This is a genomic window from Amycolatopsis sp. NPDC026612, from assembly GCF_040638285.1.
Taxonomy (GTDB): Bacteria; Actinomycetota; Actinomycetes; order Mycobacteriales; family Pseudonocardiaceae; genus Amycolatopsis.
Window position 1 is genome coordinate 226,963 of the sequence record NZ_JBEZYB010000005.1, and the last position, 18,952, is coordinate 245,914.

General features: G+C 72.2%; 13 protein-coding genes. 5 read left to right on the forward strand and 8 right to left on the reverse strand.

Annotated features, from left to right (window positions below):
- Nucleotides 1-3: 3 nt before the first annotated feature.
- On the reverse strand, nucleotides 4-2,058 hold the full coding sequence (locus tag AB0F15_RS08055; RefSeq protein ID WP_360266955.1) for a glycoside hydrolase family 3 C-terminal domain-containing protein: 2,055 nt from the start codon (nucleotides 2,056-2,058) through the stop codon (nucleotides 4-6).
- A gap of 161 nt (nucleotides 2,059-2,219) precedes the next feature.
- Between AB0F15_RS08055 and AB0F15_RS08060 the strand changes: the two genes are divergently transcribed.
- The gene (locus tag AB0F15_RS08060; protein WP_360266958.1) at nucleotides 2,220-2,741 is read left to right on the forward strand and encodes a hypothetical protein; all 522 of its coding nucleotides are present in this window, start codon (nucleotides 2,220-2,222) and stop codon (nucleotides 2,739-2,741) included.
- 120 nt (nucleotides 2,742-2,861) lie between these two features.
- Here the strand turns inward: AB0F15_RS08060 and AB0F15_RS08065 are convergent, their stop codons facing one another.
- The 4 genes from AB0F15_RS08065 to AB0F15_RS08080 are packed head-to-tail and all read right to left on the reverse strand — an operon-like array spanning nucleotide 2,862 to nucleotide 10,366.
- Entirely contained in the window at nucleotides 2,862-3,842 is a 981-nt protein-coding gene (locus AB0F15_RS08065; RefSeq protein WP_360266961.1) for a hypothetical protein, read from the reverse strand.
- Nucleotides 3,839-7,429, reverse strand: coding sequence for an AAA family ATPase (locus AB0F15_RS08070; protein WP_360266964.1), 3,591 nt, complete (start codon nucleotides 7,427-7,429; stop codon nucleotides 3,839-3,841). The genes AB0F15_RS08065 and AB0F15_RS08070 overlap by 4 nt, the downstream gene beginning before the upstream one ends.
- A gap of 1 nt (nucleotide 7,430) precedes the next feature.
- On the reverse strand, nucleotides 7,431-8,591 hold the full coding sequence (locus tag AB0F15_RS08075; RefSeq protein ID WP_360266967.1) for an exonuclease SbcCD subunit D: 1,161 nt from the start codon (nucleotides 8,589-8,591) through the stop codon (nucleotides 7,431-7,433).
- A 35-nt stretch (nucleotides 8,592-8,626) separates the two neighbouring features.
- Nucleotides 8,627-10,366 carry an ATP-binding protein gene (locus AB0F15_RS08080; RefSeq protein ID WP_360266970.1) on the reverse strand — a complete coding sequence of 580 codons (1,740 nt, stop codon included), beginning with the start codon at nucleotides 10,364-10,366 and terminating at the stop codon, nucleotides 8,627-8,629.
- A gap of 698 nt (nucleotides 10,367-11,064) precedes the next feature.
- On the opposite strand from AB0F15_RS08080, the gene AB0F15_RS08085 reads away from it, so the two are divergent.
- The 3 genes from AB0F15_RS08085 to AB0F15_RS08095 all read left to right on the forward strand — a co-directional run bounded on the left by AB0F15_RS08085 (nucleotide 11,065) and on the right by AB0F15_RS08095 (nucleotide 13,502).
- Nucleotides 11,065-11,748 (forward strand): HU family DNA-binding protein, encoded by a 684-nt coding sequence (locus AB0F15_RS08085; RefSeq protein WP_360266973.1) that lies wholly within the window; start codon nucleotides 11,065-11,067, stop codon nucleotides 11,746-11,748.
- A gap of 886 nt (nucleotides 11,749-12,634) precedes the next feature.
- A complete protein-coding gene (locus AB0F15_RS08090) occupies nucleotides 12,635-12,829 on the forward strand; it encodes a hypothetical protein (RefSeq protein WP_360266976.1) in 195 nt (64 codons plus the stop codon).
- 259 nt (nucleotides 12,830-13,088) lie between these two features.
- Nucleotides 13,089-13,502: an Lsr2 family protein gene (locus AB0F15_RS08095; RefSeq protein WP_360266979.1), complete on the forward strand. Its 414-nt coding sequence runs from the start codon at nucleotides 13,089-13,091 to the stop codon at nucleotides 13,500-13,502.
- A gap of 143 nt (nucleotides 13,503-13,645) precedes the next feature.
- Here the strand turns inward: AB0F15_RS08095 and AB0F15_RS08100 are convergent, their stop codons facing one another.
- Genes AB0F15_RS08100 through AB0F15_RS08110 form a run of 3 tightly spaced genes read right to left on the reverse strand, consistent with a single transcriptional unit; the run spans nucleotide 13,646 to nucleotide 16,855 of the window.
- Complete coding sequence (locus AB0F15_RS08100) at nucleotides 13,646-14,266, reverse strand: TetR/AcrR family transcriptional regulator (RefSeq protein ID WP_360266982.1); 621 nt, start codon at nucleotides 14,264-14,266, stop codon at nucleotides 13,646-13,648.
- Between the two features lie 28 nt (nucleotides 14,267-14,294).
- Nucleotides 14,295-15,386: a hypothetical protein gene (locus tag AB0F15_RS08105; RefSeq protein ID WP_360266985.1), complete on the reverse strand. Its 1,092-nt coding sequence runs from the start codon at nucleotides 15,384-15,386 to the stop codon at nucleotides 14,295-14,297.
- A complete protein-coding gene (locus AB0F15_RS08110) occupies nucleotides 15,383-16,855 on the reverse strand; it encodes an FAD-dependent monooxygenase (RefSeq protein ID WP_360267160.1) in 1,473 nt (490 codons plus the stop codon). Before AB0F15_RS08110 ends, AB0F15_RS08105 begins: the two co-directional genes overlap by 4 nt.
- Before the next feature lie 468 nt (nucleotides 16,856-17,323).
- Between AB0F15_RS08110 and AB0F15_RS08115 the strand changes: the two genes are divergently transcribed.
- On the forward strand, nucleotides 17,324-18,859 hold the full coding sequence (locus AB0F15_RS08115) for an alpha-L-arabinofuranosidase B (RefSeq protein WP_360266988.1): 1,536 nt from the start codon (nucleotides 17,324-17,326) through the stop codon (nucleotides 18,857-18,859).
- The last annotated feature ends 93 nt before the right edge of the window (nucleotides 18,860-18,952 follow it).

Consider the following 18,952-nt stretch of genomic DNA (forward strand, 5'->3'; position numbering starts at 1 on the left):
CCGTCACCGCCGCACGAGCGGTGCCTGCAGCGGCAGGGAGCGCGACGAGTCGCCGACGGACACGGTGAACGCGCCCCGCGCCGGCTGCCACGCGTGGCTCGCCGTGTCCCAGACGGAGAAGTCGCGCGCGTCCAGCCGGATCGTCACCCGCCGGGCCTGGCCGGGCGCCAGCTCCACCCGCTCGAACCCCTTGAGCTGGCGCGGCGGCTCGCCCGCGGCCGCCGGGAAGCTCAGGTAGAGCTGGGCGACCTCGGCCCCCGCCCGGTGGCCGGTGTTCCGCACCGTGAACGTCGCCGTGGCGCCGTCGCCGGTGTTCTTCACCGACAGGCCCGAGAAGGCGAACGTCGTGTACGACAGGCCGTAGCCGAACGGGAACAACGGCGTGCGCCCCTGCGCGTCGAACCACCGGTAGCCGATCTGCAGGCCCTCCGAGTACGTGGCGACGCCGCCGACGCCGGGGTACTGCGCCGGGGTGTTGGCCGGGGTGTCCGTCTCCGCCGCCGGGAACGTGATCGGCAGCTTCGCCGACGGGTTGGCGTCGCCGAAGAGCACGCCCGCCACCGCCGCACCGTCCTGCTGGCCCGGGTACCACGCCTGGAGGATCGCCGGCACGCTCGACGCCCACGGCATGAGCACCGGGCCGCCGCTCTTGACCACGACGACGGTGTGCGGGTTGGCCGCGGCGACGGCCGTCACCAGCGCGTCCTGGTTGCCGTCCAGTGCCAGGCTGGGCCGGTCCTTGCCCTCGACCTCGTTGTCACCGACCATCACGACGCTGACCTCGGCGGTGCGCGCCAGCGCGGCCGCCCGCGCCGGGTCACTGCCGTCGTCCAGGGTCACCACGGCGCCCGGGACGCGCTGCTGCAGGCCCGGCAGTGGGTCCACTGTGGACGTCGGAATGACGGCGGAGCTGCCCCCGCCGCCGGTCTTGGCCTTGGTGGCGAACGGCCCGATGAGGGCGATCGACTTCACGGAAGGGTCGAGCGGGAGCTGGGCGCGCTCGTTGCGCAGCAGCACCATGCCGCGTTCGGCGAACTCCTTCGCGGCGGCGTCGTGCCGGGCGGTCGGCAGCGGGGTGAGCACCGGCGGGTGGTCGAACTGCCCGAAGGCGAACATCGTGCGGAACCGCGGCAGCAGCAGCTCGTCGACGCGCTGCTCGGTCACCTCCCCGGCGAGCACGGCCTCCTTCATCTTGTCGCCGTACCAGGTGCCGTCGATCATTTCGAGGTTCATGCCCGCGTTCGCCGACCCGACGGTGCTGTGCGCGGCACCCCAGTCCGACTGGACGAACCCCTTGAACCCCCAGTCGTCGCGCAGCTTGTCCTGCAGCAGCGCGGGGTTCTCGCACGTGAACACGCCGTTGATCTTCGGGTAGGCGCACATCACCGAACCGGCGTGGCCTTCGGTCACCGACTGCTCGAAGTGCGGCAGGTAGATCTCGTTGAGCGTCCGCTCGTCGATGTGCTCGTCGATGTTGTGCCGCTGGGTCTCCTGGTTGTTCGCCGCGTAGTGCTTGACCTCGGCGATGGTGCCGTTCTCCTGGATGCCGCGGATGTCGGCGGCGGCCAGTGCCCCGGCGAGCACCGGGTCCTCCCCCATGCCCTCGAACGTCCGGCCGTTGCGCGGGACGCGGGCCATGTTGATGTCGGGCGCCTCGGACACGTTGTGCGCGAGCGCGCGGGTTTCACTGCCGATGAGCCTGCCGTACCGGCGGGCGGCGTCGGTGTCGAAGGTCGACGCCAGCGCCATGGTCGCCGGCAGCGCCGTCGCCGGCTTCTGCGGTTTGTCGTCGGCCGGGCCCATGCCCGCCGGGCCGTTGGCGATGCGGAACCCCGGCACGCCCAGCCGCGGGATGGGCGGCACGAACCGCTGGTGCTCGGCGTCGGGCTGCAGGTGCAGCTGGGAGATCTTCTCGTCGAGGGTCATCGCGGCGATGAGTTCCGCGGCTCGGCGATCGGGTGACTGGCGGGCGTTGCGCCAGGGTTGGGCTTCCGCGGCCGCGGGTGTCGCCAACGACAACCCCACGACCACGACGAAAACGAGCGGGCTCTTGCGCATCGACTCTCCTCGCCACCGGACGGGTCCAACGGCCGACAAGCTAACCCATACGTGACAGCGAATCATAGATGCGACTTGTGTTCATGTACTTGAATGAAGAAGGGACTCAACCATTTCCCCGGCTCAGACGTGGAGGGACCACCAACGGGAGGGGACGAACAATGTTCAAGAAAACCCTGATCGGCCTAACGGCCGCGAGCGCGATGACGCTCGCGCTGCCGGTCCCGGCCGGCGCGGCAGGCGAAGTCTGGTGGTCGCTGACCGAGCAGGTCGACCCGGGCGGCCGGATCGACGCGGAAGTGCTCTCCGGGGTGGGCAACGGGTGCTCGCCCGAAGGCCCGGTCACCTCCGCGGGCTTCGCCGCACCGCTGGCCTGGACCGAAGGCGGCAATTTCGGCAAGTACCGCGGCCACACGACGGCGATCAAGCGGCCCGGCAAGTACACCGCGTCGTTCCCCTGCTCGGACGGCCGGAAGGCGACCGCCGCGTTCACGATCACGGGCACCCCGCCGCCGACCACGCCGACCACGCCGACCACGCCGACCACCAAGCCCAAGCCGCCCACGACGTCGAAGCCCCAGCCGAAGCCGACGACGTCGCCGAAGGCACCGAAGCCCGGAAAACCGCAGGTCGGGGTCAAACCGGCGGGAGCGCCGCAGACCGGGGACGGCTCGCTGAGCTGATCCTCCACAAAGGACACCCCGGGGCGGTGGTTCCCCAGGCCGCCGCCCCGGGGCCCAGCTGCCGGGCCGGGTCAGCGGACCGGTCCTGCGCCGGTCAGCGGAACGCGCCGGCGCGCGGGGTCAGCGGGCCGCGGCCAGGCGCAGCGCCCGGTAGACGAACTGCTGGTCGCCGAGCCGGTGGCGCAGGTCGCGTTCGAGCCCCGCGATCGGGTACAGGTTCTGCGGGGCCCGCGAGTCCTTGTACGGCACCGACGCGAAGCGGCCCAGCACCGACTGCGTGACGTTCGCCAGGTCCGTCACCTCTTCGCGCGCGAGGTGCGGCGCCGCCTCGACCCGCACCACTCCCGACCACGGCGGGCCGCCCGCGGACGGCAGGCGCAGGTACCACGAGTGCCGGACCCACGTCGTGCCCATCAGGAACACCGGTGTGCGCTGGTGCGGGCCGAGGCGGCCGACCATCGCGTTGAGGTCGCCGGGCAGGTACGTCGTCTGGTGGCTCTTGATGAACCCGACGGCCCGGGGCAGGTGCGTGCGGCCGCTGAGCGGACCGTCGACCACGAGCAGGTCGTGGCCGACGTGGCCGTCGATCGCCCGGCGGGCCGCCGTGGCCGTGTCCAGCTCGGTTTCGGCCAGCTGCTCCTGCAGCGCCGACGACAGCACCACCGCCAGCGGCTTGTCGTCCTTGGCGGTTGCGTGGAACGCCTCGTACCGCCCCGCCGAGGTGGCGATCCCGGAGGCTTCGGCGGCGACGGTGAACAGCCCGCGCCGGACGTCGGTGCCGATCACGTGCGCCCGGCCTTCGCAGCAGCACACCACCCCGGCCGCGTAGGACGCGCAAATCCCGATGGACGCGGAGTTCGCGCCGGCCGGGTCGTCGATCCAGACGCGCGCGTCGATGCGCCGGACGCCGTCGACGAACAGCACCGCGTCCGGCGGCGACGGCACCGGTGACGGGTCGATCGGCGCCCATTCGGTCGCCGGGACCTCGACGTCGAGCTCGACCTCGGCCTGCGACTTGGCGAGTTCCTCGGCCTCCATCGAGCTGCCGTAGCCCGGGTCCCACGCGTCGATGTTGAAGGTCATCCCGGCCACCGCGGTCATGCGCCCTCCCTGGCGATGTGCGAGCCGGTGCCGTCCCGGGTGACCAGGAACCGCACCGGGACGCGCTCGGCGAGCGCCGGCACGTGGGTGATCACCCCGACCATCCGGGAACCGGACGCGGCGAGGTTCTCCAAAGTGGACGCCACGACGTCCAGGGTGGCTTCGTCCAGTGTCCCGAAGCCTTCGTCGAGGAAGATCGATTCCAGCCGGGTCGCGCCCTCGGCGGCCATCGCGCCCAGCTGCGACGACAGCGCGAGGGCCAGCGCGAGCGACGCCTGGAACGTCTCGCCGCCGGACAGCGTCTTCACCGGGCGCCGGGCGTCGGCCTCGTTGTGGTCCACCACCAGGAAGTCGCCCTTGTCGTGGGTCAGCTCGAACTGGCCGCCGGACAGTTCGAGCAGCGACGCCGAGGCCTCGGCGACCAGCGTGTCGAGCGCGCCGGCGATCAGCCAGCGCGGGAACTTGTCGGAGCGCAGCAAGTCCGCGAGGAGCCGCGCGACCTGGGCTTCGGACTCCGCGGCCGCGATGTCTTCGTGCAGCCCCGCCACCCGGGCCACGCGCCGCTTCAGCTCGGCGTGGTCGGCCTCCGCGCGGGCCCGCGCGGTGGCCAGCGCGACCGGCACGCGGTCACGCACCGGCCCCTCCGGCAGGGCGATCCCGAAGGCGGTGACGTCGTCGGCGACGGCGCGTTCGGCGGCCCGCAACGCTTCGGCGGCTTCTCCTTCGGCGGTCTGCTCGACGGCCAGGCGGTCGCGGTGGGACTTCGCCTGCCCCGCCGCCCAATCCGTGAGCGCGGTCCAGGCCTCGAGGAGGCTCTCGCCGCCGATCGGCGGGGCGCCGAGGCCGACCAGCGGGTCGCGCGCGCGGGACAGCCGCTGCCGTTCCGCGTCGACCTGGGCGCCGATGCCCGCCTGGGCTTCGGTGGCGCGTTTCCCGTCCGCCCGCGCGGTCCGCAGGGCCGCGTCCGCTTTCTTCGCGGCTTCTTCGAGAGAAGCGACCTTCGCGAGCTGCTCGGCCACGACGGCGGCGGACGGCGCTTCGGCCAGCGTCGCGACGAGTTCGCCGTGCCGGCGCCGGGCGGTGGCGAGTTCGGCGCCCGCCGCCTGCTCGGCCAGGCCGGCGTTGACTGCCCGCTTCCGCAGCTCCTCGGCGTTCCGCTCGGCGGCGGCGAGATCGTCCGCCGCGACGACGGCTTCCTTGCCCACGGCTTCGGCGGCCGCTTCGCGTGCGGCCAGCGCGGTCCGCCGTTCCTCGAGCGCGGACGCGGCCCAAGCGGTGAGCCGCTGCCAGCCCGCCGGGACGTCGTCGGCGTCGATCGCCGGCGCACCCAGCTCCACCAGGGGGTCGCGCGCCGCCCGCAGTGCTTCCCTGGCCGCCGCGAAGGACTTCTCGACGGCGTCGGCTTCGTGCTGCGCCGCCGCGCGTTCGGCGCGCGCCGCGGCGAGTTCCGCGTCCGCGGCGCGCGCGGCTTCGGCGACGCGGGTGCGGCCGTCGATCGTCGCGGACAGCCACTCGCCCAGCTCCCGCACGGCGGCGACGAGGTCCGCGAAGTCCTGCTCGGCGAAGGACGCCTCGACCGGGCGCCGCAGCGCCGCCGACTCCGGCGGGCCGGCCGCACCGGCTTTTCGGGGGTCCGAGTGGCGGAGCCCCCGGCCGGGGGCGGAGTCCCCGTTGTCACCCTCGGCTTTTCGGGAGTCCGGGTCGCCGAGCCCGCCGCCCGCGGCGAAGTCCCCGTTGTCACCCTCGGCCTTCCAGGAGTCCGGGTCGCCGAGCCCGCCGCCCGCGGCGAAGTCCCGGAGGTCGCCGCCGGCCAGCGCCGCGCGTAGTTCCTCCGCCTGGGCGGCCGCCGAGGCGCTCGCGTCGGCGTCGCGGTCCACGGCCCGTTCCAGCTTGCGCACGGCGGCTTCGGCCGTGGCGCGATCCCGTTCGGCGCGGTCGAGGCGTTCGCGGGCCTCGGCCAGGTGGGCGTGGCCGCCGGAGTCGGGCAGCGCCGTGACTTCCTGCTCGCAGACCGGGCACGGGTGCCCGACGGCGAGGCCGGCCCGCAGGCTCAGTGCCTGCCCGGCCCGTTCGGCTTCGGCCACCGCGGTCTTCGCCGCGGTCACTTCGCCGTCAGCGCGGGCGAAGGTGCTTCGCGCCGCTTCGAGTTCGGTCCGGCGCGCGGCCTGCTCGGGCGCGGCCTTCCGTTGCGCTTCGGCCACCGCGTAGAGCGTGCGGGCGTCGGAGCGGGCCGCGGCGAGCGGCGCGACGTCCGGCTGCGCGGCCAGTGCGACCCGCGCTTCGGCGTCGGCGGCCTCGGCCGCGCTCAGACGGGCGGTCGCGGTCGCCGTGCGCTTCGCCACGCGCGCCGAATCCGCCGACAGGTCCCCGAGGTCCGCCGGCGGCCGCAGCCCGGCCAGCCGGTCGCGGTCCTGGCGCACCCGCCCGGCCTCGGCGGCGGCGTCCTCCGCGGCGCGGGCCGTCGAGTCCCGGTTCTGCCGGGCCGCCTCGACGACGGCCACCGCTTCGGTGACCGCGACGGCGGCAGCGTCTTTCGCCTGCGCCGCCGTCTTCGCCGCTCCTTCGAGCCGTGGGAGCGCCTTCTCGGTCTCCGCCAGCTCGGTGCGGTCGGCGCGGATCCGTTCCAGCTCACTCCGGCCGGGGGCCGCGGCGAGCGCGGCCCGGGCGGCTTCGTCCGCCGTTTCCGCCGTCTCCAGTCCGGCCCGGGCGGCCGTGGCCGCGTCCGCCGCCGCGCGGCGGCGGGTTTCGAGGTCTTCGACGCCGTCCGGGCGTTCCACGGCGTCGAGGACGCTCAGTTCCTCAGTCAGCGTGGCGACGCGTTGCCGGGCTTCGTCGTGCGCGCGGGTGGCGTCGTTCAACGCCGGCAGGGCCGCGTTCACCCGCGCGTCCAGCTCCGCGAGCGCCGTCATCCGGGCAGCGAGCTCGTCGACGGCTTCCGGGGTGGCGTCGGCGTAGCTGCCGAGCTGTTCGGTGAGGACGGCAGCGCGTTGCTTCTGCTGCTCCGCCGTCACGCCGGCCCGGCGGCCGATCCGCTCGTAGACCTCCAGGCCCAGCAGCTTGATCAGGATCTTCTGCCGGTCGGCCGCCTTGGCGTGCAGGAACTCCGCGAAGTCGCCCTGGGGAAGCGCCACGCAGGTGCAGAAGTGCTTGAAGGTCAACCCGAGCAGGCGTTCGACCGCCGGGGTGACCTCGGAGTCCGCCGCGACGGCGTCGGCGTCGTCCTCCGGACCGCCGAGCGCGGTCGGGTCGGCGAGCCGTTCCAGGCGGACGTTCTTGACGCTGACCGTGGGTTTCTTCCCGCCGCTGCGGCGGACTTCCCGCACGACGTGGTAGCGCGCGCCGCCGGCGTCGAAGACCAGCCGCACGGTGGCGCGGTTCGCCGTCGGGGCGAGCGCCGGCGCGACGAGGCCTTCGTGGTCCCACCGCGCGACAGACCCGTACAGCGCGAAGGTGAGCGCGTCGATCACCGTGCTCTTGCCCGCGCCCGTCGGCCCGACGAGCGCGAAGTAGTCCGTGTCGTCGAAGCTGACTTCGGTCTTCTCGCGGAAGGACGCGAAGCCGGTCATCTCCAGCAGCACTGGCCGCATGTCACACCCCGCTCGTCTCTTCGTCGTGCAGCCGCGCGAAGAGCGCCTGCACGCGCTTGTCCTCGACCGTCCGTTCCGCGCAATAGGCCCCGAACAGCTCCCCCGGCGAACGGTCCGCGACCGCGCGGTCGCCGCCCGACGTCGTCACCGGCGCAGCGAACTCCGGGTCGATGCGGATTTCCAGGGCGTTCGGCAGGGCCGTCTGGATCTCTTCGCGCAGCCCGGCCCTGGTCGCTTCGCGGACGTAGACGCGGAGGTAGTCGTCGCCGAACTCCCCGGCGCGGCCGGTGAGTTCCGCCACCGTGCCGTGGACCGTCCGCAGCTTCCGCCCCGCGGTCAGCGGGATGTCGGTGATCTTCGCCGGCGTGGTGGGACTCACCTCCACCGACAGCACGACGCTGGTGTTGTCCTGCTCGCCGAAGTCGACGGCGAACGGCGAACCGCTGTAGTGCACCGGGCACGGGGCGGGCAGCGACTGGCGCCGGTGCAGGTGGCCGAGGGCGACGTAGTGCGGATCGGCACCGAACGCCGTCGCCGGCACGTGGTACTCGAAGATGGACTGCGCCGCGCGCTCCCCGCCGCCCATCGTCCCGCCGGTCACCGTCAAGTGCGCCATGACGAGGTTCACCGCGCCGGCGGTGAACCCGGACTTGAGGTGGTCCAGGATGTCGCGCACGCGCTGGTCGTACTGTCCGGCGTTGTCCGCCGGGATGCCGGCAAGCAGCTCCGCGGCACGCACCGCGTAACGCTGCGAAAGGAACGGCAGCACCGCGACGTTGACGCGCTCGCCCGTCGAACGGGCGTCGAACGAGAAGACGCCGCCGTCGTGCACCGGGCGCGGGTCGCCGGTGAGCTGGATGCCCGCCGCCTTGAGCAGCGGCCGGTACGCCTCGAACGTCGCGGCGTGGTCGTGGTTCCCGGCGATGGCGAGGACCTCGGCACCGGTTTCGCGCAGCGCCATCAGCGCCCGGACCACGAGTTCCTGGGCCGCCGCCGACGGCGCCGACGTCTCGTAGAGGTCACCCGCGACGAGGATCGCGTCGAAGGCCTCGTCCCGCGCGATCCGGACGATCTCGCCGAGCACGGCCTGCTGCTCGTCGAGGCGGTTGCGGCCCTTGAGCGTCTTGCCGATGTGCCAGTCGGAGGTGTGCAGGAACTTCACACTTCGTCCTTCCGTTCGGTTAGCGGGCGGCAGGCTCAGAACGGCGGCGGGTCGTCGCCGAACGGGTCGCTGCCGCGCGACGGCAGGCCGGCGAAGGGATCGGACCTCGGCGTCGCCGTCCTGGTCGGCACCTGCCCGGCCTCGGAAAGCCGCGTGGCCCAGGCCGGGAAGGGGAAGCCGACGGCGATCGGCACCGGGATCTCCGGCTGGCTCACGAACATCGTGCCCGGCGTGGCGAGCGTCGCGCGGACCCGCTGGCTGGCCGGGAGGAAGCCGTACTCGGGGCGCGAAGCTTCCGCGGCGTCGAGCCGTCCGACGATGCGGATCGAGCTGTTGCTGACGATACGGCGCTCGACCTCGCTGGCCGTCTGCTGCGCGCCGATGAGGATGACGCCGAGGGAGCGACCGCGTTCGGCGATGTCCAGCAGCACCTCCTTGATCGGGCTGCTGCCTTCCCGCGGCGCGTACTTGTTGAGCTCGTCCAGCATGGTGAACAGCAGCCCGCCGGGGCCGGCCGCCTCCTTGCGCGCGGTCTCCGCGGCGAGCGTCACGCCGACGACGAACCGCTGCGCGCGCTCGACGAGGTTGTGGATGTCCACGACGGTCACCTGCTGGTTCTCCGTGGACAACTGGCGCGCGGGGTGATCGGCCAGATCGCCGCGGATGAGGCCGGACAGGGCGCGCTGGCTGGAACGCAGGCGGCGGATGAAGGCGTTGACCGTGCCCGCGCCGGTGACCGCGCCCGCCCAGCTCGCCCGGGTTTCCTCGTCGGTGACGCGCTCGCAGATGACGTCGACGAGTTCGGCGTAGGTGCGGCACAGGACGCCGTCGATGTCGGCCGCGCCGTCCTTGCCCGCCGGGGTGCTGTCCAGGCGCAGGCGGTTCGCGACCTGGTGGATGACCATCGTGTACTGGTTGCGCTCGTCCTCGGCGTCGGCGAAGACGTAGGGCAGCAGGTCCTTGGCGCAGAACTCCGCGATGGTCCACCAGAACGCGCCGACGCCCGTGGTCCGCCCGGTCACGTAAGGCTTCCCCGTGGTGTCCGACGGCGTCGGCGGCGCGTAGAACCCGACGGACGCGAAGGGCTCGGCGGGCAGGCCGAGCTTGGCGTACTCGGCCTTGAGCTTTTCGTCGAGGTGGACGTTCGGGGTGTCGAGGAACAGCAGGTCCTCGCCCTTGACCGAGAAGACGAGGGCCTTGGCGTTGTGGGCGTTGGGCAGGGCACCGCCGCGGAAGACCGAGTGCAGCAGGAACAACGCGAACGACGTCTTGGTGGCGACGCCGGAGACCCCGCTGATGCTGACGTGCGCGCCGCGGGTGCCGTCGAGGAAGTCCATGTTGAGGTAGACGGGTTCGCCGTCCCGGCCGAGGCCGACCGCCACCTGGCGGGTCATGTTGTCGAAGTACAGCGCCTGGGCGCGATCCTCTCCCACGGCGCGCTGGACGACCGCCCCCGGCCGCGGCGGCACGTAGCACTCGGGCTCGACGCGGGTGGTGGCGATCTCGGCGATCTCCTGCACCTGGGCGGGCAGGACGCCGTCGGAGATCAGGAAGACGTCGCTGCCGAAGCTGGCGCCCTCGTGCCGCGCGCTCACCTGCGTCACGACGCCGTAGGAGGTGACTTCGCCGAGACCGGGGAGTTGCCGCCGGGTCACGACGACGTCGTCGAGCTGCAGATAGGCTTCCTGATCGATGGCCACGTGGAACTGCAGCGGCGTCGAGTCCTCGGTGCCTGCCACCCGTCCGACCACGGTGGTGAGCGTCTCCTGGTCCACGGTTCTCCCTGTCCGCCCGGGGCTTCCTCCCGCGGCAGACTAGCCCGCCCGGCCGCCCGGCCCGCGCCCAACACGGCGTTGCCGCCGCCGGGTGCGGGAGTACGTCGTCGCAGGCCAAGACTGCGCCGAACGAGTGAGGTCACCCTCCGGGAGGATCTTTCGTCCCTGCCAAAGGCATTCCGGCGACACCCGCGGGGGCGTACCGGTTGCGCCGCAACGCCGTGTCCCGGAGGTCGCGCCGGGCGGGCGCGGCGTTACGGGCGCCGCTTCTGCCTGGCTTCACGGCGAAGCGGCGCCTGGCTTCGCCGTGAAGCGGTGCCGGGAGGGCCCCCGGGGCGCCTCCGGGCGGCCCGCGATCCCCGATCGCTGCGCGGGATCGGGCCCGGGGTGGCCTCAGCCACACGCCGCCACGCCCGCTTCGGCGTGTCGCGCAAAAAGTTCTCCGGAAGGGCCTCTGGTCCTATATGGACGACCACTGTGGACGGCACCGGTAGGGGGTTTTGCCTGTTCAGAGGCGTGCCGGGGGTCCGGGCCGCGTTCCGGGCGGCGTCCGGCGGAGGGCCTTCGAGGGGCGGAACCTGCCCCCGTACAAGGAAATATTTCGACCCCCGGTTGGATTTTGTGCGGTATTGGTAATACCGTGTGCAGTGTCGGCCGAGATGGGCCGTGTACTAGTAGTTCCACTATGGAGGACTGGAATGACGAACAAGGCCCAGCTGATCGAGGCGCTGTCGGAGCGTCTGGGCGACAAGAAGGTGGCTTCGCAGGCCGTTGACGGTCTGGTGGACATCATCATCCGGACGGTCAACAAGGGCGAAAAGGTCAACATCACCGGCTTCGGGGTGTTCGAGAAGCGCGCTCGCGCCGCTCGCACCGCCCGCAACCCGCGCACCGGTGAGGCCGTGAAGGTCAAGAAGACCAACGTGCCCGCCTTCCGCGCCGGCACCACCTTCAAGGACGTCATCTCCGGCACCAAGAAGCTGCCCAAGGCGACCCCGGTCAAGCGCGCGAGCGCGGCCACCACCAGCACGCGGGCGACCGCCACCAAGACCGCCGCCACCGCTGCGCCGGCCAAGGCGACGACGACCCGCACCACCCGCGCGGCGGCGGCCAAGCCGGCCACCACGCGCCCGACGACCACGCGGACCCGCGCCACCGCGGCCAAGCCGGCCGCCAAGGCCACCACCGCCACCAAGGCGGCCCCGAAGCCCGCGGCGGCGAAGACCACCGCGGCCAAGGCCACCACGGCGAAGGCGACCACCACGCGGGCCAAGACCGCCGCCGCCAAGCCGGCTGCCGCGACCAAGACCGCCGCGGCGAAGAAGCCGGCCGCCGCCGCCAAGGCCCCGGCCAAGCGCACCTCCGCCGCCAAGAAGAAGTAACACCCCAGGCGACGATCGGAAGGGCCCCGCACCGACCAGGTGCGGGGCCCTTCCGGCGTTCCGGGGCGTTTCGGCCCCCGCTCGGTTCGGCGAACCCGGGCGCGTAGCACGGGCTGACGTCGCCGCTCACGGCTTGCGGCGCGAAGATCGCCTGGACGGACGGCCGATCGCCGCGGGCCACTCTCCGGCCGGTTGAACGCTGTTCCGCAGCCAGTCCCCGCCGCCGAGCGCCGAAGCCCGACGCGCATCCCCCAGCCGGCGCCGCGACCACGCCCGCCGTTTCTCCGCCGCGAGCACCGAGATCGCCCGACGAATCCGGCCCGACCGGCGCCACATCCACGCCTGGCGTCCCCACCGACAAGCACCGACGCCCCGCACAAACTCCCGCCCGAACAGCGCCACCACACCCGGCGTTCCCCGCAAGCAAGCACCGAGACCGCCACGCGAGCCGCCCGACCGGCGCCCCAACCACCATTCCCCGCCGACAAGCACCGAGGCCCCACGCGAATCCCAGCCCGGCCGCACACAAACACACCCGCCATTCCCGTCGGCGAGCGCCGAGATCGCCTCGCAAAACCTGCCCGACCGGCGCCGCCGCCACACCCACCATTCCTCACCGGCCGGTGCCGAGGCTTCGCGAAACCCGCCCGGCCGGCGCCGTGACCCCACCCCCGTTTCCCGGCCCGCCACGCACTTCGGAACCGGTCCCGGCCGGGTCACCCGATCCCGCGGGTGAGCCGCGGAAGAATGCCTGACCGCCACTCGTCGGGGTGAACGCGGTTTCCGGTGTGGCCGGGATCGGCGGCCACGGACGGTTGCGTTCCCGTCTTCGCGGGTAGCCGTCGAAGACGGAAAGCAGTCCGACGACCCTCGGCAAGGAGTGGCGATGACGGGGAACGAAAACCGGCCCGGCGATCCCGAAGCGGACCTCGCCCACAGCAGGCAGCTCATCAAAGAGGCCAAAGAAGCGGCCGAGAAGGCCGACCTGGCCGATCCCGCCGAGGGCGCCGCGGACGAGGCACTGGCCACGGATCCGCCCTACCACCACGGCGAGCAGGGCTCCACGCCGTCGGGAACCTAGATTCCGGGTCGTTCCCGCCGGGAATTTTCGCCGGTATTGCCGGTTCGCCGGGGTCCGGCCGGGCCGCGGCCTTTCACCCGGAACTCCGGCGGCGGCCAGTCCTATCAGGACCACCCGGGCCGCCGCCGTTCCGGGTAAGCGGGAGGAAATTGCCGTACCTCTCCTCGGGTGGATACACTCCACCGAAGAACGCCGACCATTGTGCAACTTGTCACACGTCGCGTTCCCCCGGACGCACATCCAGCTGAGGAGCATTCCCGTGGCCCAGAAAGTCCTCGTCGAGATCCTGGACGACATCGACGGCACCACCGCCGCCCAGACCGTTCAGTTCGGTCTCGACGGCGTCACCTACGAGATCGACCTTTCGGACGAGAACGCCGCCGCCCTGCGCGACGAACTGGCCCGCTACATCGGGGCCGGCCGGCGCATCGGCGGCCGCAAGGTCCGCGTCGCCACCGGGCAGTCGACGACGACCAGCACGACCGACCGCGAGCGCAACCAGCAGATCCGCGCGTGGGCCAACTCGAACGGCTACGAGGTCTCCGAGCGGGGACGCCTGTCCTCCGAGGTGATCGCCGCCTACGAGCAGGCCCAGGTCGAAGAGGTGGAGGCGCCCGTGGCCGCGCCGCGCAAGCGGGCCCCGCGCAAGAAGGTCGCCGCCGCCAAGAAGTAACGCGGTGGCCGGGAGATCACTGGGGAAAGATCACGGCAGCCGGCCCGTCGGCGGCGAGGGCTGAACCCTCGCCGCCGAAGCCGGCCCCGGACATTGCGAACTCGGCGTGTCCGGAATCACACGCTCCGCACTGTCCTGAATTGTCAGCGCAATTCCGCGGAGCCCGGGTTTTGCAGCGCCGGTCCGATCCAGCGGCGGACGAGGGCGCGCAGCTCTTCGTCGGTGAGCGACGGCGTCGAGGGGTACTGCAGGAACGACAGGAACAGCCGCATCAGGATCTCGGCGAGGCCCTGGAGGTCCTCCTCGGTGGTGACGCCGGCGGCCGCCCAGTCGACCGGCACGTTGCGGAGGATCCGCGCGCCGAACGAAAACGCCAGCGGCGAAACGACGCCGACGGTGAAGAACTCGGCTTCGCCCGCCTGCAGGAGCAGGCCCATGTGGGGCTCGCCGGGAACCGTCCGGACGGCGAACACCACGGATTCCACGGCCGCCTCGGCGGCGGTGCCGAACGAGGCCAGGTGCCGTTCCATCCGCCCGGCGAACTCTTCGACACCGGCCAGCGCGACGGCGCGCAGGATGTCCTTCAGGCCCGGGAAGTAGCGGTAGACGGTCTGCCGGGTGACGCCCGCCTCGGCGGCGACGTCGGACAGGCTCGTCTTGGCCAGGCCGGCCCGGTCGAGGCACGCCGTCGCCGCTTCGACGATCCGGCGGCGTGCCGCGTCTTCCGTGCCGGGCGGGTTGCCCTGCCATCCGTGGTGCCCCATGCCGACCATCTTCCCCGAGGGGGACCGCTCAGCCGGGAACAGGTGCGCCGCGGCGGGCGGGGGCCTTCCGGTACAGCGCGAGCAGCACCAGACCGGCGGCGGCGAAGCAGGCGAGCGCGTACGGCCCGCTGCCGATCGGGGTGCCGTCCGTCGTGACGCCGTCGTCCGCGGCGAGGTAGGCCGGGAGGGCTCCGAGCCAGCACACGGCCATCCCGGCCAGGTAGGCGGCGGGGTAGTAGCGCGCGAAGGCCGACAAGGGCTCGCCCGGCTCCCCGGAACGCAGGTGCGACCCGATGATCCAGGCACCGGCCACCCACAGCAGGGCCAGTTCGACGCCGAGGATCCAGCCCCGCGCGGTGGTGTTGTCGCCGGCGAAGCCCGACGGGATGCCGGCGATCGCCATGGTCGGCGGCGTGAGCACGCCGGCCACCAGGGTGCGCAGCGCCGGCGGCCACCCGCGCCGGGGCGGCCGCCCCGTCAACCGCACCACGAGGTAGGTCATGGCGGCCATCGAGACGGAAGCGAACAGCAGCATGCTGTTCAGCGGCACCGACGCCAGCGCCGGGTGGTTGACGACGGTGTTGCCCGGGTTCCAGGCCCACCACTTCAGCTGCGGGCCGAGGTGGTCGAAGACTTCGTAGAACACCTGGCAGACGAAGGCCACGGCCACCGAACCGGTCAGCGCACCCCGCCGGAAGAGGCCGAGCGAACGCACGACTTCGTAGGCGAGCTGGCTGAACGCCGGGTAGAACGCCACGATGTAGAGCGGTAACCGGTCCGCCATGAACTGCACCGTGAACTGGTTGTGGGCGAAGATGAAGCCGTAGAGCCGATCGAGGCCGAACCACTCCGGGAAGTACAGCGGCGGCTCGGTCACGAAGAGGTAGACCAGCGAGGCGCACCACAGCGCCAGGTTCACCGGATCGCCCTCACGGCGACGGCGCAGGGCGTGCACCAGAGCGAACACCGCACCGCCGACGATGAGCACTTCCAGCAGCGGCATCGTCCAGTGGGCCGTCGTCCAGGGGGCGCGGACCGAAACCACCGGCGAGACGTCGTGGCAGTCGAAGCCGAGGCCGCGGGTGACGGCCTCGGCTTCCGGTCCGCACGCGGCGCTCACCGGGCGCCCGCCGCCGTCGTGGCCCCCGCGTCCGGCGAGTAGTCCGTGGCCGGTGGTTCGGCCTGGGGATCGAACCCGAAGGGCACCCGGTGCCGGCCCAGCGCCGCGCGGACGCGGTAGCGCACCAGTCCCGCGAGCACCCGCGGGGAGCGCAGCATCTCCCCCAGCGACTCGTCGAGGTTGAACACCTTGGCGAAGTGCTCGTCGACGACCGCGTCCTCCCGGGCGGCGCCGACGACGAGGCTGAACGCCGGTGCCGAAACGGCCGCGACGAGGCGTCGCCGCCACTCCGGCAGCTTTTCGGTGCCCACCGCGCAGGCGTAGCCCTGGTCCCTGGCCATCGCCAGGGACCAGGGCACCCGCAGGAGGGTGCGCTGTGCGGCCAGGAAGCGCGCCGAGAAGCCCGCGTCGAGCCGCTCGGCGCCGGCCAGGTGTTCGCGCAGCAGCAGGGCCGAACCGGACGCGGAACTGATGCCCTGGGCGTAGAAGGGGTTGAAGGCGCAGATCGAGTCGCCGACGAACGCCAGCCGCCGCGGCGGGGTGCGCAGGCGGTCGTACCGCCGCCACTTGTTGCCGGTCGACCGGGTGAGGTGGACCGGCGACGCGGGGGTGCACCGATCCATCGCGGCGGCGAACAACGGCGTCCGCACCCGGCGCGCCGTGTCGACGAACGCGTCGGTGGTGCTGGGCATGTCCAGTCCCCACGACCCCATGCAGGCGATGACGCGGTTGCCTTCGACGGGGAAGAAGTTGACCAGGAACTCGTGCTCGGGCGGGTGCTCGCCCTTGTCGGGCGTCGGCATGATCACCAGGTGCCGCCACCACCAGGACGCGGGGCGCTCGGCCGGCAGGTCGTACCAGCGGGAGGTGTAGGTGACCTTGGCGTCGAGGGTCTGCACTGCGGGCTCGGGCCAGCCGGCCGCCGCCAGCCAGCCGGCGACCGGGGAGCCGCGGCCCATCGCGTCGACCACGAAATCGGCGTCGACGTGCTCGTCGCCGCCGGACGCGGTGAAGGCGACTCCGGTGATCTCCCCGTTCCCGGTGGTCAGGCCGCGCACGGCCGCACCTTCGCGGACGACGACGTTGGCCAGTTCGCGCACCTTGTCGCGCAGCACCCGCTCGATGAGGATCCGCGAGCCGTAGACCATCGTCATGGCGCTGCGCTTGCGGGCCGACCAGCCCGGCCCGTCGAGGTAGGCGGCGTCCATGGACGGCATCAGCAGCAGCCCGCCGGCGGCGATGAGGTCGTCCTCGAAACCGGGGAACAGGGCCCCGATCGCGCGCCGCCCCGAGTTCAGCAGGAAGTGCGGGTGCTTGCTCTGCGGCACGCCGCGGCGGTGCCCGGCCCCGGCGGGCAGCTCGTCGCGTTCCAGCACCAGCACGCGATCGAAGTGCGGGGCGAGCGCGCCGGCGGCGCACAGACCGGCGGCGCTGCCACCGAGGACGACGGCGGTCTTGCCGAGCCGCATGCGGATCAACTCCCGTCATTCATACAAAGAGACACTGAATGTATGAATGACTCCCGGCAGGTGTCAAGCCCCCGTCCGCATCCACAATGGACACCGCTGTCCGGTTCGCCCGTGGATTTCCGAAAATCCCCGGCCGCGGTCATCGGCGGGCGATTGATCGATTCGACGACGTTGTTGCCAAATGCCACACCCGGCGTCTAGGCTCTCTCCAGCACAAATGTTAGCGCTAACACCTTGCAGCGCCGCAGGGAGGTTTTCACGATGCCCGTCGTCGCCGGTTCGCCATGAGAACCCGCTGAACTCCTGTTCAAGCGCCCGCCGGCCGCCCGAAGCGAGCCGGCCCGGGTCTGCTCCCCCCGTGATCTTTACCCCGAATTCCAGCCGCCACGGCAATTCCTGCCCGGCACCACTGGAATGGGTTCGGCACGCGCTTTTCAAGGCCTCCTCCCTCGAAACGGAGAGCTTTTCATGTTCGCTCGGAAAAAAGCATCACTCGTTCTCGGCGCCGCGGTGGTCCTCACCACCGCCCTGCTGAACGCCGGTCAAACCGCCGAGGCGGCCACCTCGCTGCCGTGTGACATCTACGGCGCCGCGGGGACGGCGTGCGTCGCCGCGCACAGCACCACCCGCGCGTTGTACGCGTCCTACAACGGCCCGCTGTACCAGGTGAAGCGGGCCTCCGACGGCGCCGTCACCACCGTCGGGCTGCTGGCCGCGGGCGGGTACGCCAACGCGGGCACGCAGGACTCCTTCTGCTCCGCCACGACGTGCGTCATCACCGTCATCTACGACCAGTCGCCGCGGCACAACGACCTCTTCATCGAACCCGCCGGTGCGGCGGGGCCCGCGAACGCCGGGGTGCCCGCGGACGCGCTGCCCGTCACCGCGGGCGGCCACGCGGTGTACGGGGCGTCGTTCTCCGGCCGCATGGGCTACCGGCACACCTCGGCCGCGGGCGTCGCGGTCAACGGGCAGGCCGAAGGCATGTACATGGTGACGTCCGGGACCCACGTCAACGACCGGTGCTGCTTCGACTACGGCAACGCCGAAGTGTCGATCGCCGACACCGGCAACGGCCACATGGACGCGATCAACTTCGGCACCGAGTGCTGGTTCTCGCCGTGCCCCGGCCAGGGCCCGTGGGTCCAGGCCGACCTGGAGAACGGCCTGTTCCAGTCCGACGCCGGGCCGAGCAAGAACAGCGCCTACACCGGCAACAACGCGTCCTTCGTGACCGCGCTGCTGAAGAACAACGGGCAGAACTTCTTCGCCACCAAGGACGGCAACGCCCAGTCCGGCGGCCTCGCCACGCGCTACTCGGGACCGGAACCCACCCAGCCGGGGTACTCGCCGATGCAGCAGGAGGGGTCGATCGTCCTCGGCACCGGCGGCGACAACAGCAACGGCTCGATCGGGTCGTTCTTCGAAGGCGTGATGACCAGCGGGCTCCCGACCGACGCGGCCGACAACGCCGTGCAGGCCAACGTCGTCTCGGTCGGCTACGGCGGCCCCAGCCCGGTGGCCGGCGGCACGCTCACCGCCGGCTCGACGATCTCGCTGCGCGCCACGACCGCGTGCTGCACCACGCGGTACATCCGCCACCAGCAGAACAACGCGGTCACGTCGGTGGTGAGCTCGGGCAGCTCCGCTTTGGACAAGAGCGACGCGTCCTGGATCGTGCGCCGCGGCCTGGCGAACCCGTCGTGCGTTTCGTTCGAGTCGCGCAACTACCCGGGTGACTTCCTGCGGCACTACAACTACCAGCTGCTGCGCCAGCCGATGGACGGCAGCTCGGCGTTCCGCGCCGACGCGACGTTCTGCCCGCAGGCGGGCAAGAACGGCCAGGGCACGTCCTTCGCGTCGTACAACTATCCCGACCGCTTCATCCGCCACTACAACAACACGGTGTACATCGCCAGCAACGGCGGCCCCGACTCCTTCGACGCCCCGGCCTCCTGGGCCGACGACGTCAGCTGGGCCGTCAACGCTCCCTGGACGCCGTAGTCCCGCCCCGGGCTCCCGCGGAACCGTTCCCCCGTGCGGTTCCGCGGGTCCGGCGTTTCCCGCCCCGCCCGCACGGGTAGTCACCCGCTGCGA